Source organism: Aquirufa antheringensis (genome assembly GCF_004307425.1).
Lineage (GTDB): Bacteria > Bacteroidota > Bacteroidia > Cytophagales > Spirosomataceae > Aquirufa > Aquirufa antheringensis.
Map to the genome: position 1 here is coordinate 528,831 of NZ_SEWZ01000002.1, position 26,871 is coordinate 555,701.

Annotated in this window: 27 protein-coding genes; 15 read left to right on the plus strand and 12 right to left on the minus strand. The window is 46.7% G+C overall.

Annotated elements, in window-relative coordinates; all coding sequences use genetic code 11:
• Nucleotides 1-855 carry a glycoside hydrolase family 16 protein gene (locus EWU21_RS05215; RefSeq protein WP_130895748.1) on the minus strand — a complete coding sequence of 285 codons (855 nt, stop codon included), beginning with the start codon at nt 853-855 and terminating at the stop codon, nt 1-3.
• A 72-nt stretch (nt 856-927) separates the two neighbouring features.
• Between EWU21_RS05215 and uvrB the strand changes: the two genes are divergently transcribed.
• Nucleotides 928-2,946: an excinuclease ABC subunit UvrB gene (gene uvrB, locus EWU21_RS05220; RefSeq protein WP_130895749.1), complete on the plus strand. Its 2,019-nt coding sequence runs from the start codon at nt 928-930 to the stop codon at nt 2,944-2,946.
• Here the strand turns inward: uvrB and EWU21_RS05225 are convergent.
• Nucleotides 2,917-3,780, minus strand: a complete 864-nt coding sequence (locus EWU21_RS05225) for a 5-oxoprolinase subunit C family protein (RefSeq protein WP_130895750.1) — start codon at nt 3,778-3,780, stop codon at nt 2,917-2,919. The genes uvrB and EWU21_RS05225 overlap by 30 nt on opposite strands.
• On the minus strand, nt 3,777-4,406 hold the full coding sequence (gene pxpB, locus EWU21_RS05230) for a 5-oxoprolinase subunit PxpB (RefSeq protein ID WP_130895751.1): 630 nt from the start codon (nt 4,404-4,406) through the stop codon (nt 3,777-3,779). Before pxpB ends, EWU21_RS05225 begins: the two co-directional genes overlap by 4 nt.
• Before the next feature lie 48 nt (nt 4,407-4,454).
• On the opposite strand from pxpB, the gene EWU21_RS05235 reads away from it, so the two are divergent.
• Both EWU21_RS05235 and EWU21_RS05240 read left to right on the plus strand, forming a co-directional pair.
• Nucleotides 4,455-5,267, plus strand: coding sequence for a DUF1684 domain-containing protein (locus EWU21_RS05235; RefSeq protein WP_130895752.1), 813 nt, complete (start codon nt 4,455-4,457; stop codon nt 5,265-5,267).
• A gap of 53 nt (nt 5,268-5,320) precedes the next feature.
• On the plus strand, nt 5,321-7,597 hold the full coding sequence (locus EWU21_RS05240; protein ID WP_130895753.1) for an ATP-dependent helicase: 2,277 nt from the start codon (nt 5,321-5,323) through the stop codon (nt 7,595-7,597).
• Here the strand turns inward: EWU21_RS05240 and gldE are convergent.
• The 3 genes from gldE to mutY form a co-directional block, all read right to left on the minus strand.
• Nucleotides 7,594-8,943: a gliding motility-associated protein GldE gene (gene gldE / locus EWU21_RS05245; protein ID WP_130895754.1), complete on the minus strand. Its 1,350-nt coding sequence runs from the start codon at nt 8,941-8,943 to the stop codon at nt 7,594-7,596. The genes EWU21_RS05240 and gldE overlap by 4 nt on opposite strands.
• A 78-nt stretch (nt 8,944-9,021) precedes the next feature.
• On the minus strand, nt 9,022-9,477 hold the full coding sequence (locus tag EWU21_RS05250) for a single-stranded DNA-binding protein (RefSeq protein ID WP_130895755.1): 456 nt from the start codon (nt 9,475-9,477) through the stop codon (nt 9,022-9,024).
• A gap of 48 nt (nt 9,478-9,525) precedes the next feature.
• Nucleotides 9,526-10,581, minus strand: a complete 1,056-nt coding sequence (gene mutY, locus EWU21_RS05255) for an A/G-specific adenine glycosylase (RefSeq protein WP_130895756.1) — start codon at nt 10,579-10,581, stop codon at nt 9,526-9,528.
• A gap of 144 nt (nt 10,582-10,725) precedes the next feature.
• Here mutY and EWU21_RS05260 point away from each other — a divergent pair, with 144 nt between their 5' ends.
• The 5 genes from EWU21_RS05260 (at nt 10,726) to rsmG (ending at nt 15,573) form a co-directional block, all read left to right on the plus strand.
• On the plus strand, nt 10,726-11,019 hold the full coding sequence (locus tag EWU21_RS05260; protein ID WP_130895757.1) for an HU family DNA-binding protein: 294 nt from the start codon (nt 10,726-10,728) through the stop codon (nt 11,017-11,019).
• A gap of 29 nt (nt 11,020-11,048) precedes the next feature.
• The gene (locus EWU21_RS05265) at nt 11,049-11,894 is read left to right on the plus strand and encodes a tetratricopeptide repeat protein (protein WP_130895758.1); all 846 of its coding nucleotides are present in this window, start codon (nt 11,049-11,051) and stop codon (nt 11,892-11,894) included.
• A 290-nt stretch (nt 11,895-12,184) separates the two neighbouring features.
• Nucleotides 12,185-13,741 carry an Rne/Rng family ribonuclease gene (locus EWU21_RS05270; RefSeq protein WP_130895759.1) on the plus strand — a complete coding sequence of 519 codons (1,557 nt, stop codon included), beginning with the start codon at nt 12,185-12,187 and terminating at the stop codon, nt 13,739-13,741.
• Nucleotides 13,713-14,945, plus strand: coding sequence for a tetratricopeptide repeat protein (locus EWU21_RS05275; RefSeq protein ID WP_236633178.1), 1,233 nt, complete (start codon nt 13,713-13,715; stop codon nt 14,943-14,945). The genes EWU21_RS05270 and EWU21_RS05275 overlap by 29 nt, the downstream gene beginning before the upstream one ends.
• Nucleotide 14,946: 1 nt before the next feature.
• Nucleotides 14,947-15,573 carry a 16S rRNA (guanine(527)-N(7))-methyltransferase RsmG gene (gene rsmG, locus EWU21_RS05280; protein WP_130895761.1) on the plus strand — a complete coding sequence of 209 codons (627 nt, stop codon included), beginning with the start codon at nt 14,947-14,949 and terminating at the stop codon, nt 15,571-15,573.
• 325 nt (nt 15,574-15,898) lie between these two features.
• On the opposite strand, the gene EWU21_RS05285 is transcribed toward rsmG, so the two are convergent.
• Nucleotides 15,899-16,252 carry a LytR/AlgR family response regulator transcription factor gene (locus EWU21_RS05285; RefSeq protein ID WP_130895762.1) on the minus strand — a complete coding sequence of 118 codons (354 nt, stop codon included), beginning with the start codon at nt 16,250-16,252 and terminating at the stop codon, nt 15,899-15,901.
• Nucleotides 16,253-16,506: 254 nt separating this feature from the next.
• Between EWU21_RS05285 and EWU21_RS05290 the strand changes: the two genes are divergently transcribed.
• Nucleotides 16,507-17,478: an aldo/keto reductase gene (locus EWU21_RS05290; protein ID WP_130895763.1), complete on the plus strand. Its 972-nt coding sequence runs from the start codon at nt 16,507-16,509 to the stop codon at nt 17,476-17,478.
• Here EWU21_RS05290 and EWU21_RS05295 read toward each other — a convergent pair.
• Nucleotides 17,459-18,166: a thioredoxin domain-containing protein gene (locus EWU21_RS05295; RefSeq protein WP_130895764.1), complete on the minus strand. Its 708-nt coding sequence runs from the start codon at nt 18,164-18,166 to the stop codon at nt 17,459-17,461. The genes EWU21_RS05290 and EWU21_RS05295 overlap by 20 nt on opposite strands.
• A gap of 94 nt (nt 18,167-18,260) precedes the next feature.
• On the opposite strand from EWU21_RS05295, the gene eno reads away from it, so the two are divergent.
• Together eno and EWU21_RS05305 are read left to right on the plus strand one after the other, a co-directional pair.
• Nucleotides 18,261-19,538 carry a phosphopyruvate hydratase gene (gene eno / locus EWU21_RS05300; RefSeq protein WP_130895765.1) on the plus strand — a complete coding sequence of 426 codons (1,278 nt, stop codon included), beginning with the start codon at nt 18,261-18,263 and terminating at the stop codon, nt 19,536-19,538.
• A 4-nt stretch (nt 19,539-19,542) separates the two neighbouring features.
• The gene (locus EWU21_RS05305; RefSeq protein ID WP_130895766.1) at nt 19,543-19,863 is read left to right on the plus strand and encodes an FtsB family cell division protein; all 321 of its coding nucleotides are present in this window, start codon (nt 19,543-19,545) and stop codon (nt 19,861-19,863) included.
• 427 nt (nt 19,864-20,290) lie between these two features.
• Here EWU21_RS05305 and gpmI read toward each other — a convergent pair whose 3' ends face one another.
• Together gpmI and EWU21_RS05315 are read right to left on the minus strand one after the other, a co-directional pair.
• The gene (gene gpmI, locus EWU21_RS05310) at nt 20,291-21,811 is read right to left on the minus strand and encodes a 2,3-bisphosphoglycerate-independent phosphoglycerate mutase (RefSeq protein ID WP_130895767.1); all 1,521 of its coding nucleotides are present in this window, start codon (nt 21,809-21,811) and stop codon (nt 20,291-20,293) included.
• Between the two features lie 52 nt (nt 21,812-21,863).
• A complete protein-coding gene (locus EWU21_RS05315; protein WP_130895768.1) occupies nt 21,864-22,541 on the minus strand; it encodes an NAD-dependent epimerase/dehydratase family protein in 678 nt (225 codons plus the stop codon).
• A 26-nt stretch (nt 22,542-22,567) separates the two neighbouring features.
• On the opposite strand from EWU21_RS05315, the gene EWU21_RS05320 reads away from it, so the two are divergent.
• Nucleotides 22,568-22,954 carry a Dabb family protein gene (locus EWU21_RS05320; RefSeq protein ID WP_130895769.1) on the plus strand — a complete coding sequence of 129 codons (387 nt, stop codon included), beginning with the start codon at nt 22,568-22,570 and terminating at the stop codon, nt 22,952-22,954.
• Between the two features lie 508 nt (nt 22,955-23,462).
• Here the strand turns inward: EWU21_RS05320 and EWU21_RS05325 are convergent.
• Both EWU21_RS05325 and EWU21_RS05330 read right to left on the minus strand, forming a co-directional pair.
• The gene (locus EWU21_RS05325; protein WP_130895770.1) at nt 23,463-23,714 is read right to left on the minus strand and encodes a hypothetical protein; all 252 of its coding nucleotides are present in this window, start codon (nt 23,712-23,714) and stop codon (nt 23,463-23,465) included.
• A 373-nt stretch (nt 23,715-24,087) separates the two neighbouring features.
• Entirely contained in the window at nt 24,088-24,735 is a 648-nt protein-coding gene (locus tag EWU21_RS05330; RefSeq protein WP_130895771.1) for a TVP38/TMEM64 family protein, read from the minus strand.
• 56 nt (nt 24,736-24,791) lie between these two features.
• Here EWU21_RS05330 and hisH point away from each other — a divergent pair, with 56 nt between their 5' ends.
• From hisH to hisF, 3 genes are read left to right on the plus strand one after another with little or no spacing between them, the layout of a single operon-like run.
• Nucleotides 24,792-25,379, plus strand: a complete 588-nt coding sequence (gene hisH / locus EWU21_RS05335) for an imidazole glycerol phosphate synthase subunit HisH (protein WP_130895772.1) — start codon at nt 24,792-24,794, stop codon at nt 25,377-25,379.
• 1 nt (nt 25,380) lies between these two features.
• Complete coding sequence (hisA, locus tag EWU21_RS05340) at nt 25,381-26,112, plus strand: 1-(5-phosphoribosyl)-5-[(5-phosphoribosylamino)methylideneamino]imidazole-4-carboxamide isomerase (protein ID WP_130895773.1); 732 nt, start codon at nt 25,381-25,383, stop codon at nt 26,110-26,112.
• Nucleotides 26,106-26,867, plus strand: coding sequence for an imidazole glycerol phosphate synthase subunit HisF (gene hisF / locus EWU21_RS05345; protein ID WP_130895774.1), 762 nt, complete (start codon nt 26,106-26,108; stop codon nt 26,865-26,867). The genes hisA and hisF overlap by 7 nt, the downstream gene beginning before the upstream one ends.
• Nucleotides 26,868-26,871: the final 4 nt, after the last annotated feature.

Genomic DNA, 26,871 nt, shown 5'->3' on the forward strand with positions numbered 1-26,871 from the left:
CTAAGGATTAAGTGCGTAAACGCGAATGTAGTCGATTTGGAATTTGTTTGGGAAGATCGTGTCATCCACGCCTTTTTGTCCACCCCAGTTTCCACCGATCGCTAGGTTCATTAAGATATGTTGCTTCTTGTCAAAAGGCCATTGTTCCCAGCCACCTTTCGGATTTTTGAATTCGAAGTATTGCTTGTCATCGATAAAGGCACGCACGTAGTCAGGCGTCCAATCCACGCGGAACGTATGGAATTCGGTATCCCAATTCGCTAGGGTTGTCGTTGCTGTTTTTTGCGTTCCGATGACGTGATTATACGCTTTTGTGTGCACACTCGCGTGCATCACACCCGGGTCGTAACCCACGTGTTCTAAGATATCGATCTCGCCATTGTCTGGCCAGTATTGTGTGCCGTAATCAGATTGAGACGCAAGCATCCAGATCGCAGGCCAGTTTCCACGGCCAGCTGGAATCTTTGCTTTGGCCTCAATACGACCATATAAAAAGTCATTCTTGCCTTTTGTGACGATACGCGCGGAGGTGTAGGCGCTCGATCCAGCCGTCTCCTTGATCGCTTCAATCGTCAAAATGCCGTTCTCGATATGCGCATTTTTGATGTTTGCGTTGGTGTAGTTTTGGAGTTCATTATTACCCCAGCCGCTATTTCCTACGTCATAACCCCATTTCGACGCATCTGGAAGACCATCTTTTTCGAATTCATCCGCCCAAAAAGGCGTCGTCGCAAACGTATATTCCTTAGGTGGAACCACCGGTAAATCAATAATATTGATCTTAGGCGCAACAGGTTCCTCTGATTTACAAGAGAAAGTACTTAAGCTAAAGATGATGAGTGCAAGTCTTAACATAGAGAGGTTTGATTTTTGCCAAAAATAGTATTTCCTCCCGAATTATCCTCTCCATTATTCGTATATTTCGGGATGGATTTTAAACTCACTTCTTCTTATAAGCCCACCGGAGATCAGCCGGAGGCGATTCGGCAATTAGTCGAGGGGGTGAACAAAGAAGAAGCCGCGCAAACGCTGCTGGGCGTAACCGGCTCTGGAAAGACCTTTACGATCGCGAATGTGATCCAGCAGGTGAACCGGCCAACCCTGATTTTGAGCCATAACAAAACCCTCGCCGCCCAATTATACGGGGAATTCAAGTCCTTTTTTCCGGAAAATGCGGTCGAGTATTTCATCTCTTATTACGATTATTACCAGCCCGAGGCCTTCATCGCCTCTACGGGAACCTACATAGAAAAAGATCTCTCGATTAACCAGGAGATTGAAAAGTTGCGTTTGGCGACGACCTCTTCCTTGATGTCTGGCCGCCGCGACATTATTGTGATCGCCTCCGTTTCCTGTATTTATGGTATGGGAAATCCGGATGAGTACCGAAATTCCATCATGCGCGTCGCCGTGGGAGACATCATCTCTCGGAACCAGTTTTTGTTCCGTTTGGTGGAGATTCTTTACGCGCGGACCGAAGGCGAATTCTTGCGCGGAACGTTCCGGGTGAAAGGCGACACCGTCGATATTTTCTTGGCTTACGCGGATTTTGGGTATCGCTTCGTTTTTTTTGGCGATGAGATCGAGGAGATTCACCGCATTGATCCCTGGACGGGCAAGAAGATCTCTTCGGAGACGATGGTGGCCGTTTTCCCGGCGAACTTGTTTGTGACGGGACGTGAAACCTTGAACAATGCGATCTCCCATATCCAGGAAGATTTAGTGAACCAAATTTCCTATTTCGGCCGCGAGGGTCGCCTCACAGAAGCGGAGCGCATTAAGCAGCGGACAGAGTTTGACTTAGAAATGATGCGCGAGCTAGGGTATTGCTCGGGGATTGAGAATTATTCTCGGTATTTTGACCAAAGAAAATCCGGCCAGCGCCCCTTCTGCCTATTGGACTTCTTCCCAGACGACTTCCTAATGGTGGTGGACGAAAGCCACGCCACGATGCCCCAAATCCGCGCGATGTACGGCGGCGACCGCTCCCGCAAAGAATCCCTAGTGGAATACGGTTTCCGTTTGCCCTCGGCGATGGACAACCGCCCCTTGAAATTCGATGAATTCGAAGACCTCATCGGCCAAACCATCTTCGTCTCCGCCACCCCATCCGACTACGAATTACGCCGCTCGGAGGGAGTTGTGGTCGAGCAGATTATTCGCCCTACTGGACTTTTAGATCCTTTAATCGAAGTCCGCCCTACGAAGAACCAAATCGATAATTTACTCGAAGAGGTCTACGACCGCATCAAGAAAAACGAACGTGTTTTAATTACGACCTTAACCAAACGGATGGCCGAAGAGCTATCGAAATACCTCGACCGCGTAGGCATCAAATGCCAATATATTCACTCCGAGGTGAAAACCCTGGAGCGCGTCGAAATTCTGCGCAATTTGCGTCTGGGCGTCATCGACGTCTTAGTGGGGGTGAACTTGCTCAGGGAAGGTTTGGACTTACCGGAAGTTTCGTTGGTCGCGATTATGGATGCGGATAAGGAAGGCTTCTTGCGCGATATTCGCTCATTAATTCAGACCATCGGTCGTGCGGCGCGTAATGAAAACGGTAAGGTGTTGATGTACGGAGATAAGATCACGGGTTCGATGGAGCTCGCGATTTCGGAAACCAATCGCCGCCGCGCCATCCAAATGGCCTATAATGAGAAGCACGGTATTACGCCAAAAACCATTTGGCGTTCGCACGACGAGATCATGGAGCAAACCTCCATCGCAGATCGCATGGCGAAACCCACGAAGAATTACACGATTCATCCGGATCAAGCACCAGTCGCGGCGGATCCTTTATTAGCCTATATGAAGCCGGCGGAGCTCAAAAAGCAATCCGAAACCATTCGCAAAGAGATGGAGAAAGCGGCGCGCGACCTCGACTTCCCATTAGCCGCGCGTCTTCGCGACGAATTAGTGGTGATCGAATCGATGCTGACTTAATTTCAGCGTACACACATTCCGTACTTGTTGTAGATAGTTTTGGACAAGAATCCATTCGTATTCTGCCGTCATCGAATCGGTTAGGGTGAAGCGGAGGCTGTCGCCGGGGCCTTTTTGGGCTAAACGGGGCAAATCCGCCGAAATCACATGCGCTAAACGCGGGTACCCCCCCGTCGTCTGATGTCCTGCCATTAAAACCACTATCTGACCTGAAGGGAGCAGTTGAATCGTGCCGGCTGTGACCGCGGAAGATATCAGGTTTTGCGAAGGCAGTATCTTCAACGGTTCCTGAATCAATTGATATCCCATCCGATTCGAGGTGGGCGAAATGCCAAAAGGTCTACTTAAAAAACATTGTTGTGAACATGCCTTTATTTGATCCCATTCCCTCCCACATAAAATCCTGATCGGTTCATCCGTGAACACATTCTCCGGGTTCATCGACCAAGGCAAAATCTTCACGCGGGAAACCTGCTCGTCATGTAAGGTTCGGGTGGCGACGTAGACTCTTTGGCCTGAAACTGGCTTTTTACAACTAAAAATGGCTCCAGGCGGAACTTTAATCGGTTGGTTCAGTGGGACTTCCACATTATCCACACAGGCTCTAAAGTCCGCACCACAAATCGCCAGCAAAGTGCTCGTCTCGAACTGGTAAACCCCAGCGGGGAAGTGCATTTCCAGCACCTTATCATATAGATCGTTTCCCACTAACGCGTTTGCAATCTGCAAGGAAAAGGTGTCCATCGCTCCACCGGGCGGGATTCCCTCGTGCTGTAAACCGAAGCTGGGAAGGCCCTGCCATGTATCCAATAAACCTTTTTTGATCAGCTTCATACGGTGACGGGGATAAAACGAACGCGGTCACCCGCTCTGAAATGAGGAATATCCGTCGTCCGACCGATGATCTGCCAGCCGCCGGGAGAAGCGCTGGGGTAGATGCCGGTTTGGTTGCCGGCTAGACCGATGTCTCCCTTCTGTATGGGAGCCGGCGTCAATTTTCTAGACACGGTAATGCGTTCGTCCGTGGTGCCCATATAGGCGAATCCCGGGAGGAAGCCTAGGAAGTAGACGGTGTATTCTTTTTCACTATGAATGCGGATGATTTCCGCCTCGCTGAGTCCGCAGGCGGAGGCCACGGAGGCTAAATCTGGGCCCTCGTAAACACAGGGGATTTCGTGGAGGCGTCCCTCTGGAATGACCGCCGTAAAAGCCTCCGCTAGTTTTTGTTCGATGAGTGTTTTCATTCCTGCCAAACCTTCAAAGCGGCTCGCCACCACTCTTAAGTCAAACACGATCGTGAGGCTCGTATAAGCCGGAATTAAATCCAAGGTGCCGGGTAAGGGAAAGGATTGAAACTGATAAAACCGCCTCATCACCTCCTGGTGTGTATCCGCACTGATTTCGTTACCGAATTCAATCGTTAATGCGCTGTCGCCTAGTTCGTAGATTTGCGGGTTCATGGGGTAAATTTCTAAGGTAATTTAGTATTTTTAGGCAAATATCCCGCTATGAAAAAGATCCTATTTTTGTGCCTTATGATGTTAGCCTTCACAGCGCGTTCTCAGGAGGATTACACCGGTTTTTATGCCAAAAGAGAAGCCAGCCTTAAATCCGAAACTGGTTGGTTAAACCTAGCCGGCTTGTTTTGGCTGAAAGAGGGCGAAAACACCATTGGTGGTGCGGAATCAAACGATTTTGTCTTCCCACACGCGGAGGCTTCCTTAGGGAAGGTCATCTTGCAAAATAATCAAGTACTTTATAATCATCTGGTCATTTTCACCCCGGAGGGTAAAAGCACAGTAATTAGTCATCAATCGCTACGTTGGTTTATCATTAAACGCGGAGATAAATACGCTATTCGTCTGCGCGATTTGGAGGGTGAATACTTGAAGGCTTTTCACGGAATTGATCATTTCCCGGCAGATGCTAAATGGAAAATCAACGCCAAATTCATTCCTACCGTCGGTAAAAAAGTCACCATCATCGACATCACGGGGCGTTCCTACCAAGAGGATTCTCCGGGTTTATTGGAGTTCCAGGTGGACGGGAAGACCTATCGCCTAGAGGCGGGGCCGGGGGAGACGAAGGAGGATTTCTTTGTCGTTTTTGGCGATGCTACCAATAAAACAACGACCTATGGCGGAGGCCGTTTCCTGGATACGAAAGGGTTTAATCCGGACGGAACTGTCACGCTTGATTTCAATAAGGCCTACAATCCGCCGTGTGCCTTCACGCCATTTGCGACGTGTCCGCTACCTACCAAAGAGAACAAATTGATAATCGCCATTCCAGCAGGGGAGAAATACGCAGGGCATCACTAAAATCCGGCCTAAATTACGTATTTTTGAAGCCCTAATTGATTAGCCCAAAACAGATGGATTACCTAGCTGGCCTGAACGAGCCTCAACGAAATGCAGTCGAACATATTGATGGTCCTTTGATGATCATCGCCGGTGCCGGATCTGGAAAGACCCGCGTGCTGACCTACCGTACGGCGCATTTGATTGAGAAAGGCGTGGATCCATTTGCGATCTTGCTGTTGACCTTTACGAACAAGGCGGCGGGCGAAATGCGTCACCGGATTGAAACGGTGATCGGGAATGCGGCGAAGAACATTTGGATGGGGACGTTTCACTCGATTTTTGCCAAAATTCTTCGTTTCGAAGGCACCCGCCTCGGCTACACCTCGAACTTCTCTATTTACGATACAGACGATTCTAAATCCCTGATCCGTGCGCTGATCAAGGAGAAGAATTTAGACGATAAAGTGTACAAAGTGAATTTGGTCTTGAACCGAATCTCTAACGCGAAAAACCGCTTGATCGGTCCGGCACAATACACCGGTTCTTCCATTCTAGCCGAAGAAGATCGCCTCGCGCGCATCCCGGCGATGGGCGAATTATACCAATTGTACTGTGCGCGTTGCTTCGCAGCAAACGCAATGGATTTTGATGATTTATTATTCCAAACCAACATCCTCTTCCGCGACCATTTGGACGTATTGAATAAATACCAACACAAGTTCAAGCACGTGATGGTGGATGAGTTTCAGGATACGAACGTTTCCCAGTATTTGATCACGAAGAAGTTATCTGCCGTGAACCGCAACATTTGCGTGGTGGGTGATGATGCTCAGTCCATTTATGCCTTCCGCGGCGCGGATATCCAGAATATCTTGAACTTTGAGCGTGATTATTCGGATTTAGTGACCATTAAATTAGAGGAGAATTACCGTTCCACGAAGGCCATCGTGGCCGTGGCGAATTCGATCATCTCCCGCAATAAAAACCAATTAAAGAAAGACGTTTTCACCTCGAATGAGGATGGTGATGATATCGAAATCATCCGCGCATCCAGTGATAACGAGGAAGGCCGCATGATTGCTTCGGCGATTTTCGAAGCTGCCCAAAAAGAGAATTTAACTTGGTCGGATTTCGCCATTTTATACCGCACGAACGCCCAATCCCGTTCTTTTGAGGAGGCCTTGCGTCGCTTGAACATCAAATACCGCATCATCGGGGGTGTTTCTTTCTACCAACGCAAGGAGATCAAAGACGTACTCGGTTATTTGCGTTTTACGGTGAACCAGAACGATGAGGAGGCCTTTAAGCGCATCATCAACTTACCTAAACGCGGTATCGGAGACACGACCATCGCGAAAATTGTGGTGACGGCGGCGGAAAATAATGTACCTATTTGGGACGTGGTTTCGAATATCTCCCAATTCCAGGCGGCTCGCGGGAGTGCCGGAATCGAGGCTTTCTCTGATTTGATCAAGTCCTTCAAATTGATGGTGGAGGTAGAAAATAAAGATGCCTACGAAGTGGCGAATCACGTGGCGAAAGCGTCGGGTTTGTTGCGTGAATTATACGAAGACAAGACGGTAGAGGGCCTAGCGCGCTACCAAAACTTGCAAGAATTACTGAATGCCATCAAATCCTTCGTGGACAATCCAGAAAACGAGGACAAATCGCTCGCGACCTTCTTGCAATCGGTTTCCTTACTAACGAACGCGGATGCGGATGAAGATCCGGCGGATCGCGATAAGGTGACTTTGATGACGATTCACTCGGCGAAGGGGCTAGAATTCAACCGCGTCTTTTTAGTGGGATTAGAGGAGGATTTATTTCCTTCCCAAATGATGTTGCAGTCCCAGCAGGACCTCGAAGAGGAGCGCCGCTTGTTCTACGTGGCCGTGACGCGGGCAGAGAAGAAATTGCAAATCTCGTATGCGGAATCACGTTACCAGTTTGGTCGATTGAAGGCTTGTGAGCCGAGTCGCTTCTTGAATGAATTAGATCCGAACTTTGTGAAGATGGCGAAACCCGCCGGTGCGCGCAAAGAAGTATCTAGCTTCCGCCCGGTTCAAAAGACTGGTTTCACCGCGAAACCAGCTCTATCAGCAGCACAACTGATCCAAAAACCTACGACGAACACGAATTACCAGCACGTGGTTTCAGCAAACTTCCAGGCCACGGACGCCTTAGCTTTAGCAGCTGGCCAAAAAGTCGAACACGCTAAATTCGGTTTCGGCCTCATCAAACGCATCGAAGTCAATGGCGCTGAACGCAAAGCGGTGATTGATTTTGAAAAGGGAGTAGGCGAGAAGACGCTCTTATTGAGCTTCGCGAAATTAATGATCGTAACTTAATTCTGGGAATCGTCTTGGTCTGCTGAAACGCGTTGCGTAACGCGCACCTTCTTAATGCGGCGGGTATCGACTGATTGAACCTTGAAGGTAAAGTCTTCGAATTCGATTTCTTCTCCTGCACTCGGAATACGACCAAAAAGTTCGATAATCAATCCTGCCAGCGTTTCACTTTCGCCTTTGGCCTTCTCGAAATAGGAAGCCTCGATCTCAAAAACGCGGCAGAAATCATTTAAAGAGGTCTTCGCCTCGAACACATAAATGTTATCGCCTATTTTCTTGTAATCCGCTTCTACCTCATCGAACTCGTCATTGATTTCACCCACGATCTCCTCGATGATGTCCTCCATTGTTACGAGCCCTTCAGTCTCGCCGTATTCGTTCACGATGACCGCCATGTGTACGCGTTTTTCTTGAAAATCGTATAGTAAATCATCGATTTTCTTGTTTTCCGGTACAAAAAACGGACTATGCAAAAGCGGTAACCAGTCGAATTTCTCGTCCTGATCGATGTGCTTCAATAAGTCTTTGATGTATAAAATCCCCTCGATCTTGTCGATGGTTTCGTTGTATACCGGAACACGCGAATAGCCATTCTTATTGATGAGGTCCATTAACTCGTGGAAATTCATACTCGTATCGAAGGCCACAATGTCGCGTCTTGCCTGCATGACCGATTTCACGGAGATATTCCCAAAATTCAGAATCCCACGTAAAATATCTTTCTCCCGATCACTCGTGTTTTCATCCGTCGTAATCTCCAGTGCCTGATTCAATTCTTGGGAAGTCAGTGTATAGGATTTCTTCTTCACGCGTTTCTCGATTAAGCCAGAAATGCCTAGAAGCGCTTTGGAAAGCGGAGCAAACACAAAATTCAAGAAGCTGATGAAAGGAGCGGAGTAGCGGGCGAAGTTGAGGTTATTTTGCTGGGCCCATACTTTGGGAATCAATTCTCCAAAAAACGTAATGATAAACGTCACTCCAAACAATAAAAACAAGGTCACGAGCAAGGTCTCCATCGACTGTTGACCTAGGACCATGGAGGTTAAATAATTTGCTAGGGTAATGAAAATAATATTGACAAAGTTGATGGAAATCAACAAAGTAGCCAGTAATTGTTGGGGTTTATCTAGCAAATGGCTCACCTTTTTCTCGCTGCTTACCTCACTCTCGCGAAGGCTAATACGCTGGTCTGCGTTTAGGGAAAAGAACGCTACTTCTGAGCCAGCTAAAACAGCGGATAGGAACAATAGAGCCACTAAAATGAAGGAAATAAGAGCAATCGAACTCACACTAATGGAAGGCTCCAAGGCGAGTAAAAACAGATTGGGTAAGGGGTCTGGGTCCATAATTTGGGTGAACTGATCGATGCAAATTTACAAAAAAGGGAATACGAAATGCGATATCCCCTTTTTTGTAATAAAAATTTAAAACGGTAGATCGTCCCCTTCTTCCATCATGGGTGGAAATGGATCGGTCTTCGAAGCACCGGCTAAAACGGCTTCAGGCTTTGGTCTTTCTGCCGCCGGAGCAGACGCTGGCGACCCTTCGTTACGCCCTCCGATTAAATTGATCGACGTTGCGCGTACTTTGTACCCACGCACGGTCGCGCCATTTTTATCTTGCCACTCTTCGGAACGAATTTTTCCTTCGATATAGACTTGGTTTCCTTTCTTTAAATATTGTTCTGCGATGTTCGCCAGGTTATCCCAAAGCTCTACGCGGTGCCATTCGGTTTGGTCTACTCGCTGTCCGTCCTTTCCCGTATACGACTCAGAGGTCGCAATGTTAATATTTGCCACTTTTACACCGCTAGGTAGGGCGCGCACCTCTGGGTCAGCACCTAAATTTCCTAGTAAAATAACTTTGTTTACTCCAGCCATAATGATTTGTCGTTTAAAGGGTTAGCTCAGCAAGGCTCCTTGCATTGCCTAAAGGTACGTGGGCGAAATGTCTTGTAAAATAGGACAATCTAAATTATCAGTTATTAGGTTCAAAAGCAAAACTGGTTTTCCTTTGCTCTCGAAGTCTGAAGGGCTCATCCAGCCATATCCTTCCGGAATTTCCAATTCAAAATTATCAGGAACTTGAACATACCAAGCGTCGCAATGGATTTTGCGGTGACTTAATAGATGTACCGCTGGGGATTTCAAGGCTTGGCGCTGAAAAGGCAACCAATCGCATGAATCTTCGATGAGATAAAACTCCCACAATCCCTTCCAAATACCCTTTTCCGTACGTTCACGCACTAGAAGCTGGCCATTTTGCTCGATGACGAGGTAATTCATCTCTATCTCTTTGACCTTTGTCTTTTTTGACTTTAAAGGTAATTCAGCTACGCGACCTACACTTAAAGCCGCACAAGAGACACGCAAAGGACAATCCGAGCAATCTGGCGCTGGCGTGCATTGCAAAGCGCCAAACTCCATGATCGCCTGATTAAAGGTCGCCGGATCCTGCGTTGGAATCAATGATTGTGCTAAAGAGGTGAAAACTCCACGCGCCGCAGAAGAAGCAATGTCCGTTTCGATGGCAAAGACACGAGACAAAACCCGGTATACATTGCCGTCTACCACGGCTTTGGCCTCATCAAAAGCAAAGGACGCAATCGCTGCTGCCGTATAGGGACCCACGCCGGGCAATCGAATGATCTCGTCATAGCTTTGTGGGAAAACGCCCGAGAAGTCACGCATGACCATTTGGGCTGCTTTTTGGAGATTCCGAGCACGGGAATAATAGCCTAAGCCCTGCCATAAACGTAATAGAGAGGCCTCTGGAGCCTCAGCTAAATCGCGAACCGTAGGAAAAGCGGTGATTAATCGGTCAAAATAGGGCAGTCCCTGCGCCACCCGCGTCTGTTGCAAGATGATTTCGGATAGCCAAATCGCGTAGGGATCCTGTGTTTGGCGCCACGGCAGCTCGCGCTGGTGTTCCGCGTACCAGGCCATAATAGTGGCCGAAAAAGGATGTAAAGGGCTTTTTTGCATGGATAAAATCAAATTTACGAAAAAAATCACCCCGATTTCGAAAGAATTTTTAGAGAATTGAGAGAAAAACGTTACTTTTGTGTCCCTTTTACGGAGGGGAAATTGTAATTACCTAAGAATCATCATTTAATAAATTTATAAAACGTGACTAAGGCAGATGTAATTGCTGAGATTGCCAGCAAAACAGGGATTGATAAGAAAGATGTATCGGAAACGTTAGAGTCATTTTTCGAAGTAGTTAAAAACAACCTAGCAAACCAAGAGAATATTTATGTTCGTGGTTTTGGTAGCTTCATCAACAAAAAACGCGCGCAGAAGATTGCTCGCAACATTTCTAAGAATACGGCGATCACAATCGACGCACATTATGTGCCTAGCTTTAAGCCAGCGAAAGTATTTGTAGAGCAAGTAAAAACGAGTACTGACCCCACTAAATAGGCTTTCGAGCTAAAAAAGGGTCTAGAATAATGAAAAAAAACCTTTTGATCATTCTTCTGGCAGGCCTAGGGATAACCGCCCTATTGTACTCTTTACCGAAAGGTAATGTGGCGGGAAAGACACAAAATACTCCTTCGGGGGGCGCTAACCGAGACGCGGGAAGCGAAAAGACGGAAAAAGTCGCAGAGAAAGAAGAGCACGCTGCTCCTTTGACTCCAGCGCAGCTAAAAGAGATTTCTGCCTTGAAATCCGCTTTTGCTGCGGCTAAGACAGATGCCTCACAGGTGAAAGCCTTAGAGAATCTGATGCGCGCTTTTATGAATGCGAGTCATTATGATTCTGCTGCGGTTTTTGCAGCGAATTATGCGGATCAGCATCCCAGTTTGACGAACGTTTTACGTGCTGGACAGCTGTATTTTGAAGCACAAACGTATGCTTTGAATGCACAGAAAGGCGGTAAAATGGGAGAAAAAGCAAGAATGTACTTCTCGAAGGCTTTGGCCATCGACCCGAACAACTTGCTGGTAAAATCGAACATGGCGATGACTTACGTAGATACACCCACTCCGATGAAGGGCATTACGCTACTTCGCGAAGTGATTGAACAGGAGCCCACGTTTGTGCCAGCGCTGTTTAATTTAGGGATATTATCGATTAAATCGAATCAGTTTGGCAAAGGCCAAGAACGATTCACCCAGATATTGAAGCTGGAGCCGAATAACCACAAAGCCGCGTTAAATCTCGGTTTTTGTTTAGCCCAGTTAGATAAAAAAGAAGAGGCTCAGAAGGTTCTGAAGCGTGTTTTAGAGCAATCTAAAGACGCAGAAGAGCAGAAGGCCGCGAAAGAGTTGCTTGCAGAAATGCAGGAGCATTGAGGTTGAAAGTCAATCTCGTATAGTATTTAACACATTAATTCTTAACATTATGCCTTGCGGTAAAAAAAGAAAACGTCACAAGATCTCTACTCACAAAAGAAAGAAGCGTCTTCGCAAGAATCGTCACAAGAAGAAATAGTCTTCATAAATCCATTTTCCTTCATGGAATTTGCATTTAGGTAACCCAGGAACAGGCATTTTTCGAAATGGCCTGTTTTTGGTGTTTAATTTCCTGTATATTTAGACTATATAGGCCAAAAGGCCTTGTACCCTTCTTCTCGACATAAATTGTGAGCAATGAATTAATCATTAATTCGACTCCCAAGGGGGATCGGATCGCCCTTTTGCACGACAAAAGGATAGTAGAGTACCATATAGAACAGTCGGAACCTCAATTTTCTGTAGGAGATATTTATCTTGGCACAGTAAAGAAATTGGTTTCAGGACTGAACGCCGCTTTTATTGACATCGGTTATGAGAAGGATGCATTCTTGCATTACCATGACCTAGGTCCTAATTTGCCTACCCTGCAGAAGTTTACGCGGGAGGTGATGACGAAGAAAAACAAAGTTGTCCGTTTAGAGAACTTCAAACTTGAGCCCGAAATTGATAAATTAGGGAAGATCGAGAAAGCCGTTCAAAAAGGACATTTAGCTTTAGTTCAAGTCGTTAAGGAGCCTATTTCCACTAAAGGCCCTCGTTTATCTTGCGATATTTCCATCGCAGGTCGTTTCCTTGTTTTAGTTCCTTTTGCGAACGGTGTGAACATCTCGAAGAAGATCACGTCGAAAGCGGAACGCAATCGCTTGCAAAAGCTGATGACCTCGATTAAGCCGAAGAATTACGGTGTGATCGTGCGTACGGTGGCGGAAGGCAAAGCGGTGGAAGAAATGGAGCGCGACCTTAAAGATTCCATAGCGAAATGGGAGGAAGGTTTAGTGAAATTAGTGGATGCTAAAGCTGGAGACCGCATTATTGGAGAAATGAGCCGCGCAACTTCGATGTTACGTGACTTGTTGAACAATGATTTTGATAATGTCATCGTTGATACACCAGAATTGTACAATGAGGCAAAAGGCTATGTACACAATGTGGCTCCTGAAAAGGAGAAGATTGTTAAGTTACACCAAAGTAAAACCAAGTTATTCGAGCAATTAGGCATTGAGAAGCAATTGAAAATGCTTTTTGGCCGTTCGGTTTCCTTGCCTGGTGGAGGTTATTTAATCGTGGAACACACGGAAGCATTGCACGTGATTGACGTGAATTCGGGAAATAAGTCGAATTCAGAAGAAGATCAGGAGGCGACGGCTTTAAGTGTGAACCGAGAAGCGGCGAAAGAAGTAGCTCGCCAATTACGTCTACGCGACATGGGCGGTATTATCGTGATCGACTTCATCGATATGAAGAAGGCAGATAACCGCAAGTTAATTCAGGACATCATGCGCGATGAAATGCGTGGTGATCGTTCGAAATACACCATTTTGCCGCTAACGAAGTTTGGCTTGATGCAAATCACCCGCCAGCGTGTTCGTCCTGAGATGAACGTAGCGACGCACGAAACGTGCCCTAGCTGCGGAGGAACAGGAAGTATCACGGCGAGTATCGCGGTATCTGACATTGTTGAACAGCATTTGGAACATTTAGTGACGAAGCAAAACGAGAAGAAATTGACCATTTTGGCACACCCCTTCTTGAGCGCTTATTTCACGAAAGGTTTCCCTTCTATTCGCATGAAGTGGTTCTTGAAGTACAAGACCTGGATTACGATCATGGAAGATTCCTCATTTGGCATTACAGAATTTAAATTCTTAAACCAAAATGGAGATCAAATTGAGATATCATCTTAGTATTATAGCCTTATTTTTCGGCCTTCTTCTACCCGCTTTCAACTCGAATGCACAATGGTGGAAGAAGGCGGATGAGGCAGAGAAAGAGCGTTCTAAAGGAATGCTGTTGCTCACCACCGAAGTTCAGACGGAGGCCACCGTGGCCATTAACCAGATGTATAACTTCCATTTCCCGGAAGCTGAACGCGAATTCAATTATTTAAAGATCAAATACCCCCAGCATCCGCTGCCTGATTTTCTATTAGGCCTGATGCAATGGTGGAAAATCGTCCCTAACACGAGAAATGAGGTTTATGATGATCGTTTGATCGAGTATATGGACCAAAGTATCGAAAAGGCCGAAAAGATCTACGACGAAACCGAAAACCCAGAAGCCGCCTTCTTCATGGCTGCTGCCTATGGCTTCAAAGGCCGTCTGCACGCAGAGCGCAAGCACTGGACGCGCGCCACGTTGGCCGCCAAAAACGCCCTCAAATACCTCGAATATTCCCGCAACTTCGCTGATTTCAGCCCAGAATTGATGTTCGGCGATGGCTTGTATAACTACTATTACTTCTTCATTAAGCAGAACTTTCCCCTTTTGCGCCCCGTCTTGTGGCTTTTCCCTAAGGCAGACAAATCGCAAGGAATTGCTCAATTAGAGAAGGTAAGCTATCAAGCTTTTTATACCCGGACCGAAGCCCGCTACTTCCTCTTGCAGATTTACGGCATCGAGAATATGAATGAGAAGGCTTACGGAATGGCCAAATACACCTCCGAAACCTTCCCTGACAATCCCTATTTCCATCGTGCCTATGCCCGTTCGGCCTACATGAATGGAAATATCCAGGAAGCTTCGGCCCTATGTAAAGAAATCTTACGCCGCATCGAGCAACACCAAATAGGCTACGAAGGCACCTCAGGTCGCTACGCCAGCTATATTTTGGGCTATTACGCCCTGTATGTCTACCGTGATCATGCGGAAGCGATGCGCTATTTCAAGCAGTGCATGGCCTACACTAAGGAGACGGATGCCACCGATTCAGGTTATTACTGGGCCTCCGTTTTAGGTTTAGCCCGCATTTCCTACCAACAACAACACTACGACGAAGCCGTCGACTTCTGCAAGGAAGTACTAGAGCGTGCCGAAAAGAAATCTCCCCAACACACGGAGGCAAAGAAATTGCTTTCTGAATCCAAGAAAGCCAGACGCAAAAAACGATAACATGAAAGCAGCCATCATCAAACAGTATTTCCCCACCATCACCGAGCAGCAATTAGCCCAATTCGAGCAATTGTTCCCCCTGTATGCAGAGTGGAATGAGAAAATCAATGTCATTTCCCGCAAAGACATTGATAACCTGATGCTGCACCACGTATTACACTCCCTCGCCATCGCCAAATTCGTCGATTTCAAACCCGGCACCGAAATCTTAGACGTCGGCACCGGCGGCGGCTTCCCCGGCATCCCTTTGGCCATCCTATTCCCGGAAGTAAACTTCCACCTTGTGGATAGCATAGGGAAGAAGATCAAAGTCGTTCAAGGCGTCGCAGAAGCCCTAGGCCTCAAAAACGTCCAAGCCACCCACGGCCGTGCCGAGGATGTGGACGGCGAGTTTGAATTCGTCGTATCTCGCGCGGTCACCCGTCTACTGCCTTTCTTCGGTTGGGTGAAGAATAAGATTAGCCTAAACAGCTACCACGATGTGAAGAATGGCCTGCTTTGCCTAAAAGGCGGAGACTTGCAAGAGGAATTGCAAGAATTCGGTAGAAAGCACAAGGTCTATCATCTTTCCAAAAGCTTTAAAGAGGATTTCTTCGAGACGAAGAAGTTGGTGCATGTAGCGCTGTAAGCGCAGTCGTCACTACGTGACTTAGTCGCCCTGCGGGCTTGGTCATCGCTGCGCGATTTAGTCATGACGCTTCGCTTAGTCGGCGCGTTGCGCCCTAGTCGCCCTGCGGGCTTGGTCATCGCTGCGCGATTTAGTCGACTCCGTCTTAGTCAATGCTTTGAACTTTGGTCTTTGCTCTTTGAACTTTGATATTTGAATCTTGACAGAATGTGTCAATACCTGAAAACGCCTCTGAGTGCCTCGACGTTATTTTACTAAAAGTGTATTTACGGATCAGGAGGGCCTATCTATACTCTATAATCTCTACTCTCTTATCTAAGTCGCTCTACGACTGCTGCGCAGCAGCTTTAAACAAATCCTTCAACGGTTTAATTTGGCGACGCGAGATGGTCACCTGATGTTGGTTGATTAAACGAATGCTTTTGTGGATATTGAAATCGATCGCCTGAATGGCATTCATGTTTACGATAGCTGATTTAGACGGGCGAATGAATCCGCGATCTAGTAGGCTGGGCTCGAAGTATTTTAATGTTCGGCAGGAGATGATCTTTCGTCCGTCCGATAAATAGAATTTGGAATAATTTCCTTCGCCTTCGATGCGTAAAATAGTATCAATACAAACTTTTTGATCGCCGATCAGAAGTTCATAGCATTGCTCTCTCTTAATATTAACGGTCATAATTTGGAACAGTTGATGAGACAAAACTACGTCCTTGGATCCCCTTTTGTAATAATAATTAGGTTATTTGCGTTATTGACTATTATTGGGTTTATTTCGTTTATTTACCGGTGGATAAATGATAGCTTACATATATTTTTTATATGAAATACATATAAAAAGCAACATGAAAGGTGTTGCAAACAAGTCTTTCACGTAGTATTCGGGGCAGGGGTAACGAGAATTTTGCTTATTTTTGGAAATAAATAAACACTATGAAAACAAGACGATTTGGCCGGACGAACTGGCATGTGAGTGAAGTGGGATATGGCATGTGGGGCTTGGCCGGTTGGACCGGATCTGATATTGAGGAAGTCAATAAATCTTTAGACCGTTCGGTTGAGCTGGGTTGTAATTTTTTTGACACGGCTTGGGGCTATGCGGAGGGTAAGAGTGAGGAAATCTTGGGAGGTCTTTTGAGACGTCATAAAGAAACCACCTTATACGCTGCGACGAAGATTCCGCCCAAAAACTTTACCTGGCCATCCAAGTCTCATTTCAAAATAGAGGACTGTTTTCCGGCTGCGCACATCGTGGAATACACAGAGAAAAGTTTGCGCAATCTGAAAGTGGAGCAAATTGATTTGCAGCAGTTCCATGTGTGGGAAGATGCGTGGGCAGATCGCGATGAGTGGAAAATGGCGGTGGAGAAATTAACGAAAGAGGGAAAAGTCGCTCATTGGGGAGTTTCGGTGAACCGTTGGGAGCCAAACAACTGCTTGCAGACCTTGGAAACGGGATTGATTTCCTCGGTGCAGGTGATTTACAATATTTTTGACCAAAATCCAGAAGACCAATTATTCCCCCTTTGTAAGAAATTAGACGTGGGTGTGATTGCGCGTGTGCCTTTTGATGAGGGAAGTTTGACGGGTTTGATGACTTATGAAACGACTTTCCCGGCGAATGATTGGCGTTCGACCTATTTCGTTCCGGAGAATTTGATTTCGAGTGTGGATCACGCGAATGCGTTGAAACCGTTGGTTCCAGAAGGGATGGATTTACCTGAAATGGCCTTGCGTTTCATCCTGTCGAATCCAGATGTGGGCACGATTATTCCAGGTATGCGGAAGATTAAGCACGTAGAAAGTAATACAGCCACTTCGGATGGCAATGGTTTATCAACAGAATTAGTAGAGGAGTTGCGCGCGCACCGTTGGGAGCGTCAGCCTACTTCTTGGTCGCAGTAAAGAGTTCTTTTAACGCGGCCTCTTCCCGAAATCCCGATGTTTTAGTGATCAACTCCCCTTTGGAGAAGACCATGAAACTCGGGATTTCGTCTATTCCGTAGGCCTGCATGATGGCCTGGTTGCCGTCCGCTTCGACCTTTAAAACGGTAACTTTACCTTTGAATTCTTCGGCTAATTTATCGACGATGGGCATCATTTTAAGGCATGGCGCACACCATTTGGCATAGAAATCAACCACAACGGCGTCAGATGAAGCGATTTCTTTTTTGAAGTCTCCCAAATTCCAAGCCGCATCATGCTTCACATCGGGTACTCCCTCTAAAGGCTTCAGACGAGTCGTCCATTTCAAATAGCCCCCTTTCATTTCGGTCACTTGAAAACCAGCCGCGCGCATTTGTTCTGCTGCTTGGGCAGAACGACCGCCGGAAAGACAATAGATTAATACTGGTTTATCTTTTGAAAGTTGCGCGACCTTGGCGCTGAAATCGGGGGAACGAAAGTCGATGTTCATCGCCTTTGGCAAATGTCCTCCTCCAAATTCCCCCGTCGTCCGCACATCCAGCAAATAAGCGTTCGGCGTCTCTTTGATCTTCTTTTCGAAGGTATCCACGTCTACATTTTGGCCAAACGTGTTGAGCTTCAGTAGTGAAACAAAAATCAATGACAGATAGGCGATGCGAATTTTCATGACTTTAATACGGATTTTAGGCAAAATTTACGTTATTTTGCAAGGCAATTTAGCCAATAATAAGTAATTCTTTAATCAAAATAAATATTATACGATGAGTGCAATACAGTATGTACACGCAAGACAAATTTTAGATTCACGTGGAAATCCAACGATCGAGGTGGATATCAAGACCGAAGACGGTGCTTTTGGACGTGCAGCAGTTCCATCTGGAGCTTCTACAGGTATCCACGAGGCAGTTGAACTTCGTGACGAAGACAAATCAGTTTACGTAGGAAAAGGTGTTTTAAAAGCAGTTGAGAACGTAAATACGGCGATTGCTGAAGAACTTTGGGGTTTAGAAGTGTCTGAGCAAAACATGATCGATAACATCATGATTGAATTAGACGGAACTCCTAACAAGAGCAAATTAGGCGCTAACGCGATCCTAGGCGTTTCAATGGCAGTTGCGAAAGCAGCAGCACAAGAGGCAGGTTTATCATTATACCGTTACATCGGTGGCGTTAACGCAAACACGTTACCAGTTCCGATGATGAACATCTTAAACGGTGGTTCTCACGCGGATAACTCGATTGACTTCCAAGAATTCATGGTGATGCCAGCGAAAGCGGAGTCATTCTCTCACGCTTTACGTATGGGTACGGAGGTTTTCCACGCATTGAAAGGTGTGTTGAAGTCCAAAGGATATTCTACTAACGTAGGTGATGAAGGTGGTTTTGCACCAAACATCAAGTCGAACGAAGAGGCAATCGAAATCGTATTGCAATCGATCGAAAAAGCAGGTTACAAGCCAGGCGAAGAAATCTTCATCGCTATGGATGCGGCTGCATCTGAATTCTATGATGAGAAAACAGGTCTTTACACGTTCAAAAAATCTGACGGAAAGCAATTGAACTCTATGGAGATGGCTGCTTACTGGAAGACTTGGGCTGACAAATACCCAATCATCTCGATCGAAGACGGTATGGCTGAAGACGATTGGGCAGGTTGGGCTGAGCAAACGAAATTAATCGGTTCTAAATGTCAATTAGTAGGTGACGATTTATTCGTAACGAACGTGAAGCGTTTACAACAAGGTATCGACAAAGGCGTTGCAAACGCAGTTTTAGTAAAAGTAAACCAAATCGGTTCATTAACTGAGACAATCGACACAGTTAACTTAGCGAAACGCAATTTATACAAAAACATCATGTCACACCGTTCGGGAGAGACTGAAGATGCTACCATCGCTGACTTAGCAGTAGCATTGAACACAGGCCAAATCAAAACTGGTTCTGCGTCTCGTTCTGACCGTATGGCTAAATACAACCAATTGCTTCGCATTGAGGAGGAATTAGGGGCTAACGCATATTTCCCAGGTTTGAATTTCTAATTCTATGCTCGATCGCGTACGTAGTTTATTTTTAGGGCCAAATCGTTTCTATTACGTCTCCACCAGTGTTTTATTGGTTTGGATGTTCGTATTAGATACAAACGATCTTTCGGTCCAATATAGACTCTACACCGAATTGGCAGACCTGAAGGCAGAACACGAATACTATCGGCACAAATTAAAGGAGCTGAAACAGGAGCGTGCTGCCGTGATGGGCAATCCAGCGTTGTTAGAAAAATACGCTCGCGAAAAGTACTTCATGAAGCGACCATCCGAGGATGTCTTCGTGATAGTAGATCAGGAGAATCAACCGATTGAAAAATGAAAAAAGTCCAGCAGAAATGCTGGACTTTTTTCATTTCAAAGAGCAAAGTTAAAAGTTCAAAGAGCAAAGCTCAAAGTTCAAAAGTGGCATCGCCTGCGGCGAATCGTATAGAGGAATTTATGCAATCTGCCTTTCCGGCCTCTAAACCCAATAAAGTGTGAAATAAACTTCGAGGCACTCAGGCGACTTTTCAGGTATTGACAGAATTTGTCAATACGCGAAAATGCCATTTAGTGCCTTGAAAGTATTTTAACCCATTTGTGCCCTAGGAGCACCCAGGGCCATATCGGACTCATTCCCTCCGGACTAAGCGACGCAGTCGCGACTAAGTCCCGTAGGGACGACTAGATCGCGTAGCGATGACTCCGACGCAGTCGGAATGACTTCTAGTCGACTTATTTTAAATCAAAAAGCGGAGCTTTTCAATTTAAAATAATGCCACCCCCGTCATCTCTTTCGGTTGAGCCACGCCCATCATTTTCAAGATCGTAGGAGACACATCACCCAGTTTACCGTCGCGAAGCGTAGGTTTGAATTCGTTGTCTACCAAAATACATGGAACAAGGTTCGTTGAATGGGCTGTGTTTGGCGAACCATCTTCATTCATCATTACGTCCGCGTTACCGTGGTCAGCGATGATGATGAAGGAATAGCCGTGGGCTAGACCCGCTGTTACGACTGCCTCGGCGCAAGCGTCTACCGTTTCGACTGCCTTCACTACGGCAGAGAAAACGCCCGTGTGGCCTACCATGTCAGGATTAGCAAAGTTTAAGCAGACGAAGTCTACCTCCTCTTTTTCTAATTCTGGGATCAACGCATCGCGAAGATCTGCGGCAGACATTTCGGGTTGAAGATCGTAGGTGGCGACTTTTGGGGAGTTGCGTAGGATGTTTTGTTGTCCTGTGAAAAGGGCCTCGCGACCGCCTGAGAAGAAGAATGTAACGTGTGGGTATTTTTCGGTTTCGGCGATGCGAATTTGTTTTTTGCCTGCGCCCTCAAGGACCTCGCCCATTGTCATTGGTAGGTTGGAGTCGTTGAAGATGACGTGGACGTTTTGGAATTCTTTATCGTATTCCGTCATCGTCAAGTAGTACAAATTCATTTTGTGCATGTTCTCCTCGTGGAAATCACGCTGTGTTAAAGCCTGCGTGATTTCGCGGCCACGGTCCGTGCGGAAGTTGAAGCAGATTACTACGTCGCCCTCTTGGATGTTGCCAATTGGAGCACCGGACGCATCCGTCATGATGATTGGGTGGATGAATTCGTCCGTTACACCTGCAGCGTAGCTCGCTTCGATGGATTTCAATACATCGGTAGAAGGAGTTCCTTCGCCGTGGACCATCGCTTTGTAGGCCAAAGCCACGCGCTCCCAGCGATTATCGCGGTCCATCGCGTAGTAACGACCCGTTACTGAAGCGATTTGCGTGTTGGTTTTAAGTGTATGTTGGTATAAATCGGTCATGAATTTCAGACCTGATTTGGGATCCGTATCACGGCCATCTGTGAAAGCGTGGACGAAAACGTTGCCCAAACCTGCCTCTGACGCCGTCGAAAGCAAGGATTTCAAGTGCTCGATGTGTGCGTGAACGCCGCCGTCGGACACAAGACCCATGAAGTGAACGGATTTGTTATTTGCTTTAGCATAGTCGAATGCTTTCGCTAATTCAGGCTCCTGGCCCAAAGTATTTTCTGTGACTGCTTTGTTGATGCGAACGAGGTTTTGGTAGACCACGCGGCCTGCCCCTAAGTTCATGTGGCCCACTTCTGAGTTGCCCATTTGGCCCTCTGGTAAACCTACTGCTAAGCCGGACGCCTCTAATTTCGAGTGCGCATATTTGCTGTAAAGCGAAGAAATAAATGGCGTTTTGGCCGCGTCGATTGCGGAAACTTTGGGGTTTGTTGCGATGCCCCAGCCATCTAAGATCATTAAAACTACTTTCTTATCCATCTTTTATTGTATTACATTTCACCACAAAATTACCCATTTCTAGGCAATTCCCCTAGATTCTATTGCTCATTTGTTCTGCCAAAGCCTTGATATCCACCACCTCAATCGTCTTCTTTTCGGTCGGAAAGGCAGCCACCTCGATCATCGCCTTTGCTAATTCCTCCAAAGTAGACGCCGTCTTCCCCGCCACCAAAAGCAGCAGCGGATACATCCAGTCGATGTATTTATAGTATTTCAAGGTGAATTTATTCCCCCTCATTGGCTGCAAATACCCCGGTCTAAACGAATAAGAATCCCGAAAACCCATCTTTTTCAGATCATTTTCCGTCTTCCCCTTCACCCTCGCCCACATAATCGAACCCTTTTCGGTGCTGTCTGTGGACATCCCGGAAATATAGCTGAAGCTTATATGTTTGGGCATTTGAGCCGCAAAACCCAAAGTCAAATCATAGGTCTTACGCCTAAACTCCTCTTCTTTCATCCCCACGGACGAAACTCCGAGGCAAAATAGGCACGCATCGTAATCTTTGGCGACCTCTTTAATCTCCTCCGGCTGATAAAAATCGGCCAAAAAATACTCTTTTAATTTCGGGTGCGAGTGACCAGACGGCTTGCGACTAATCGCCAAAACCTCTTTCACAAACGGCGAACGCAACGCCTCCAACATCACGCCCTCGCCCACCATCCCGGTTACCCCGGTCACAATCACTTTGATTTGTGGATTTTCCATTGTAGAATTGAAAAAATATTAAACCTATGTCTACTTCCCGCCGCGATTTTATCGCCCTAGCCTCGACCTTGCCCTTTGTGGCATCAGCTGAACCTTCAACGAAAATGACCTTTATACATCATGTGTTGTTTTGGGCCAAAAACCCAGCCTCCACCACCGAAACCGATCAACTCTACCGCGCCCTAAAAACGTTAGGCACCCTCCCGATGATCACTTCAGCCCACGTAGGCAAGCCCATCGTCACCGATTTTGACAAATCCGTTACAGAAGCAAGTTACACCTTTTCGGTAGTCCTTGTTTTCGACAGCGCCGAAAAAGAAAAAGAATACCTCTACCACCCACTCCACAAGAAGTTCATTGAGGAGAACATGCACCTTTGGGGAAAAGTTCAGGTGATAGATTCGCTTGCGTAGCAAGTCGCCGCGAAGCGGCTTAGTTGCGACGCTTCGCGAAGTCGCCCTGTGGGCTTAGTCGACGCGTTGCGTCTTAGTCATCGCTGCGCGATTTAGTCAATGGGCTTCGCTTAGTCGCCTTCGGCTTAGTCATTGCTTCGCGATTTAGTCACGACTTTGTCGTTTAGTCGTCCTGCGGACTTAGTCAGCGGATTATTTTTTGAGTAATATCATAATGGCTACAACGTTGACCGCCATCTGAGTAATCCAAAAGAAGCACATCCATTGGAATATTTCCAATTTAGCTTCTATTAACTGAATTTCTAGTTTATTGAATTTTTCAAGGAGCCTTATTTCTAAGGTGTTCATACGTTCTATGCTTCTCAATTCCAAATGATTCAATTTTACCGGTATCTCAGAAAGTTTTTGATCCAGGTATTCTTTCGTCACCAGATTTTCGAATCGGTGATCTTGCAGTTTATTAATACTTGAATCAGCGTTCATGGCATCGCGTTGATAGGATATGAATTTATTTTTTGATTAGCATTAGAACGATGCCAATTGTGATGGATAACTGGCCTACCCAAAAGATAAATAGCCATTTTAGAATTTCAAATTTCGTTTCAGAAAGTTCTTTGCTTACAAATTCCTTTGTGGCCAGATTCTGATCTAAGTGGTCGTGCATTTCGTGAATGGTGGATACAAATTCCATGGCGTCAGAATCTTTCAGGTGCAATTTAGCACGAGCTAAATCGTATAGTTTGATGTTTAGTGGTTGCATGGATAAATGTAACCCATTTTTTGGATATTACCCTTTAATAAACTGATAATTTGGTCGTCCTGCGGACTTAGTCACTACGCTTCGCTTAGTCGCCTTCGGCTTAGTCATCGTTGCGCGATTTAGTCATCACGCTTCGCTTAGTCGCCTTCGGCTTAGTCATTGCTTTGCAATTTGGTCTTTGAACTTTGCAATTTGAATCTTGACACAATCTGTCAATACCTGAAAAGCTGCCTGAGTGGCTCGAACTTTATTTCGCACTTTATTGGGTTTAGGACTCATAGAGGCAGATCACATAAAATCCAACACCGATTCGCCGGAAGCGAAACCTTTATACTTTATGCTTTATGCTCTATGCTTTGATCCGAAGGATCGTTTATTGCAAAGAACGGCGGCCTAAAAGATACATCCCTACAGCGGAAACGATTAAAAGCAGCACAGAAATCACATCTTGCCAACGCAATAATTCGGGCCGGGCAAATAATAAAGCCCAAGATGAAGCAGAGATCCCCGTAAAAACGGCTAAGAAAGTTCTTGGTAACATTCCCAAAGTTCCAGCTGTAATAAAGGCGCGGAAGGGAACACCTACAAAGGCCATGATTGCGTTTGTGATGGCGAATGGGAAAATTGGAGAAAGCCGTGCGAGGAACACCCAGGAAAAGGAGGAAGACCGCACGTTCGCTAGGAAACTAGAAGGTACGCGCGACAGCAAAGCTGTCGCGCCGAACTTTTTGGCCAGAAAATAACCCAAAGCCGAAGCCGCCGAGTAAGCCAAAATCAATGGCAAGAGTCCCGAAAAGCCATAAACGTAACCCGTAAATAAGGCAAAAAACGTTGTAGGGCAGAGGGCCAGGCCCATAATCAAAGCGGCGCAAATCCAAAAAACTACCGACCCCAGCAGAGAAAACGTCGTAAAAAACGAAGGATTCGCCAGCGCGTAGTAGCCCAAAAAGCCAGACGCCAGCAGGGGCAATAGGCCCATCCAAACGAGGTAGAGCGTTTCGTAAACGAGTTTTTTGTTCATAAAAGGGCCCCGCAAAGGGGGCAATTATCCCCCAAAGTTAATACCTTTGTACGCTTATGGAAATTGCGATCATAAAATACAATGCGGGGAATGTGGCATCGGTGATGTACGCGTTGGATCGTATTGGGCAGAAATACCAACTGACAGATGACCATGAGCAGATTAAAAAAGCCGACAAAGTGATTTTTCCGGGGGTGGGCGAGGCGAGTACGGCGATGGCTTATTTGAAAGAAAAAGGCCTGGACGAGGTGATAAAGGGGTTGAAGCAGCCTGTTTTGGCGACCTGCATCGGAATGCAATTGTTGTGCAAGCACTCGGAAGAGGGAAACGTGGATTGCATCGGGGTGTTTGACGTGGAGGTGAAGAAATTCATTAGTAAAGACTTGAAAATTCCGCATGTCGGCTGGAATTCGATCGTGCAGAAAGGCGAGAATCCCTTAATGAAAGGACTGAAAGAAGAAGAGTTCGTCTATTTCGTGCACTCTTTTTATGCGCCCGTAAATCAGTATACGACAGCGGTTTGTGAGTATGAGCAGCCGTTTTCGGCGATGTTACACAAGGATAATTTTTATGCCGCGCAGTTTCACGCGGAGATCAGCGGAAAGGCTGGCGAACAGATTTTGAAAAATTTCTTAGCACTCTAATATGTTTCAACTAATTCCGGCGATCGATCTGATAAATGGGCAATGCGTGCGTTTGACTCAGGGGGATTATGGCCAAAAAACGGTCTATTCAGAAGACCCTTTGGAGATCGCCAAAGCCTTTGAGGGGGCCGGAATTCAGCGTTTGCACTTAGTGGATTTGGATGGGGCGAAAGCGAAGAAGATTGTGAATGCGGCGGTTTTGGAACGCATTGCGTCGAACACGTCGCTGCACATTGATTTTGGCGGCGGAGTTCAGTCCGACGAGATGATTGATACGGCTTTTTCTGCGGGTGCCGCGCAGATTACCGCCGGCAGTATTGCCGTGCGTAATCCTGCGCTGGTCTGTGAATGGTTGCAGAAGTATGGGTCGGAGAAGATTATTTTGGGGGCGGATGCGCAGAATGAGATGATCGCTGTTTCGGGCTGGCAGGAGAATTCGAACATTTCGATTTTTGACTTTCTACAGGATTATACCTCGAAAGGCGCGAAGTATGTGATTTCGACGGATGTCGCCAAAGACGGTTTGTTGCAAGGCCCCAGCTTCGATTTATATGAAAAAATTCAGGCTTCGAGCCCGTCGCTGAGCGTGATTGCGAGCGGTGGGGTAGCTTGTATGGAGGATTTAGTGCGCTTGCGGGAGATGAATTTGTTTGGGGTGATTGTGGGGAAGGCGTTTTATGAGGGTCGGATTAGTTTAGCGGATTTGGCCAAATTTTCAGCAGCAGCATGTTAACAAAGCGCATCATACCTTGTCTCGATATTAAAGAAGGGCGGACCGTGAAAGGGACGAACTTTGTGGACCTGCGCGATGCTGGCGATCCGGTGGAGCTGGGTGCACTATATGCGCAGCAGGGGGCGGATGAGCTGGTTTTTTTAGATATTACGGCGACGGTCGATGACCGGAAGACCTTAGTGAATTTAGTGCGTGAAGTCGCGCGGCACGTGAATATTCCCTTTACCGTGGGCGGCGGAATTTCGTCTATTGCTGACGTATCGGCGTTGCTGAACGCCGGCGCGGACAAAGTGTCCATCAACTCGTCTGCGGTGCGCCGGCCAGAGCTGGTGGATGAACTGGCTTTGGCTTTTGGCTCCCAATGCATCATTGTCGCGATCGATACGCGCTTTGAACCCGCCGCGGGCCAGGACTTCGTCCACACCCACGGCGGCCGTCGAATAACAGAATTAAAAACCCTCGAATGGGCCCGCGAAGTCGAAAACCGCGGCGCCGGCGAAATCTTATTAACCTCGATGGACGCGGACGGAACGAAAGCAGGCTTCGCCTGTGATTTGACCGCACGCATATCCTCAGCAGCCTCCATTCCCATTATTGCCTCTGGCGGAGCGGGAACGATGGAACATTTTACGGAAGTATTCACGACCGGCAAAGCAGACGCAGGCCTCGCCGCGAGTATATTTCACTTTAAAGAAATTGAAATTTTGGCATTGAAGAATTACCTTGCAACCCAAGGCATCCCGATGCGCATTTAATAGA

Bases quoted from the DNA above. Each gene is read 5' to 3' on its own strand.
- mutY (WP_130895756.1), bottom strand. From the start codon at position 10,581: ATGCAAAAAAGCCCTTTACATCCTTTTTCGGCCACTATTATGGCCTGG.
- hisF (WP_130895774.1), top strand. From the start codon at position 26,106: ATGTTAACAAAGCGCATCATACCTTGTCTCGATATTAAAGAAGGGCGG.
- hisH (WP_130895772.1), top strand. From the start codon at position 24,792: ATGGAAATTGCGATCATAAAATACAATGCGGGGAATGTGGCATCGGTG.
- EWU21_RS05240 (WP_130895753.1), top strand. From the start codon at position 5,321: ATGGATTACCTAGCTGGCCTGAACGAGCCTCAACGAAATGCAGTCGAA.
- rsmG (WP_130895761.1), top strand. From the start codon at position 14,947: ATGAAAGCAGCCATCATCAAACAGTATTTCCCCACCATCACCGAGCAG.
- EWU21_RS05215 (WP_130895748.1), bottom strand. From the start codon at position 855: ATGTTAAGACTTGCACTCATCATCTTTAGCTTAAGTACTTTCTCTTGT.
- gpmI (WP_130895767.1), bottom strand. From the start codon at position 21,811: ATGGATAAGAAAGTAGTTTTAATGATCTTAGATGGCTGGGGCATCGCA.
- uvrB (WP_130895749.1), top strand. From the start codon at position 928: ATGGATTTTAAACTCACTTCTTCTTATAAGCCCACCGGAGATCAGCCG.
- EWU21_RS05275 (WP_236633178.1), top strand. From the start codon at position 13,713: ATGGAGATCAAATTGAGATATCATCTTAGTATTATAGCCTTATTTTTC.
- EWU21_RS05305 (WP_130895766.1), top strand. From the start codon at position 19,543: ATGCTCGATCGCGTACGTAGTTTATTTTTAGGGCCAAATCGTTTCTAT.
- EWU21_RS05265 (WP_130895758.1), top strand. From the start codon at position 11,049: ATGAAAAAAAACCTTTTGATCATTCTTCTGGCAGGCCTAGGGATAACC.
- EWU21_RS05330 (WP_130895771.1), bottom strand. From the start codon at position 24,735: ATGAACAAAAAACTCGTTTACGAAACGCTCTACCTCGTTTGGATGGGC.
- EWU21_RS05325 (WP_130895770.1), bottom strand. From the start codon at position 23,714: ATGCAACCACTAAACATCAAACTATACGATTTAGCTCGTGCTAAATTG.
- EWU21_RS05320 (WP_130895769.1), top strand. From the start codon at position 22,568: ATGTCTACTTCCCGCCGCGATTTTATCGCCCTAGCCTCGACCTTGCCC.
- EWU21_RS05295 (WP_130895764.1), bottom strand. From the start codon at position 18,166: ATGAAAATTCGCATCGCCTATCTGTCATTGATTTTTGTTTCACTACTG.
- EWU21_RS05235 (WP_130895752.1), top strand. From the start codon at position 4,455: ATGAAAAAGATCCTATTTTTGTGCCTTATGATGTTAGCCTTCACAGCG.
- EWU21_RS05225 (WP_130895750.1), bottom strand. From the start codon at position 3,780: ATGAAGCTGATCAAAAAAGGTTTATTGGATACATGGCAGGGCCTTCCC.
- hisA (WP_130895773.1), top strand. From the start codon at position 25,381: ATGTTTCAACTAATTCCGGCGATCGATCTGATAAATGGGCAATGCGTG.
- EWU21_RS05285 (WP_130895762.1), bottom strand. From the start codon at position 16,252: ATGACCGTTAATATTAAGAGAGAGCAATGCTATGAACTTCTGATCGGC.
- EWU21_RS05290 (WP_130895763.1), top strand. From the start codon at position 16,507: ATGAAAACAAGACGATTTGGCCGGACGAACTGGCATGTGAGTGAAGTG.
- eno (WP_130895765.1), top strand. From the start codon at position 18,261: ATGAGTGCAATACAGTATGTACACGCAAGACAAATTTTAGATTCACGT.
- pxpB (WP_130895751.1), bottom strand. From the start codon at position 4,406: ATGAACCCGCAAATCTACGAACTAGGCGACAGCGCATTAACGATTGAA.
- EWU21_RS05315 (WP_130895768.1), bottom strand. From the start codon at position 22,541: ATGGAAAATCCACAAATCAAAGTGATTGTGACCGGGGTAACCGGGATG.
- gldE (WP_130895754.1), bottom strand. From the start codon at position 8,943: ATGGACCCAGACCCCTTACCCAATCTGTTTTTACTCGCCTTGGAGCCT.
- EWU21_RS05250 (WP_130895755.1), bottom strand. From the start codon at position 9,477: ATGGCTGGAGTAAACAAAGTTATTTTACTAGGAAATTTAGGTGCTGAC.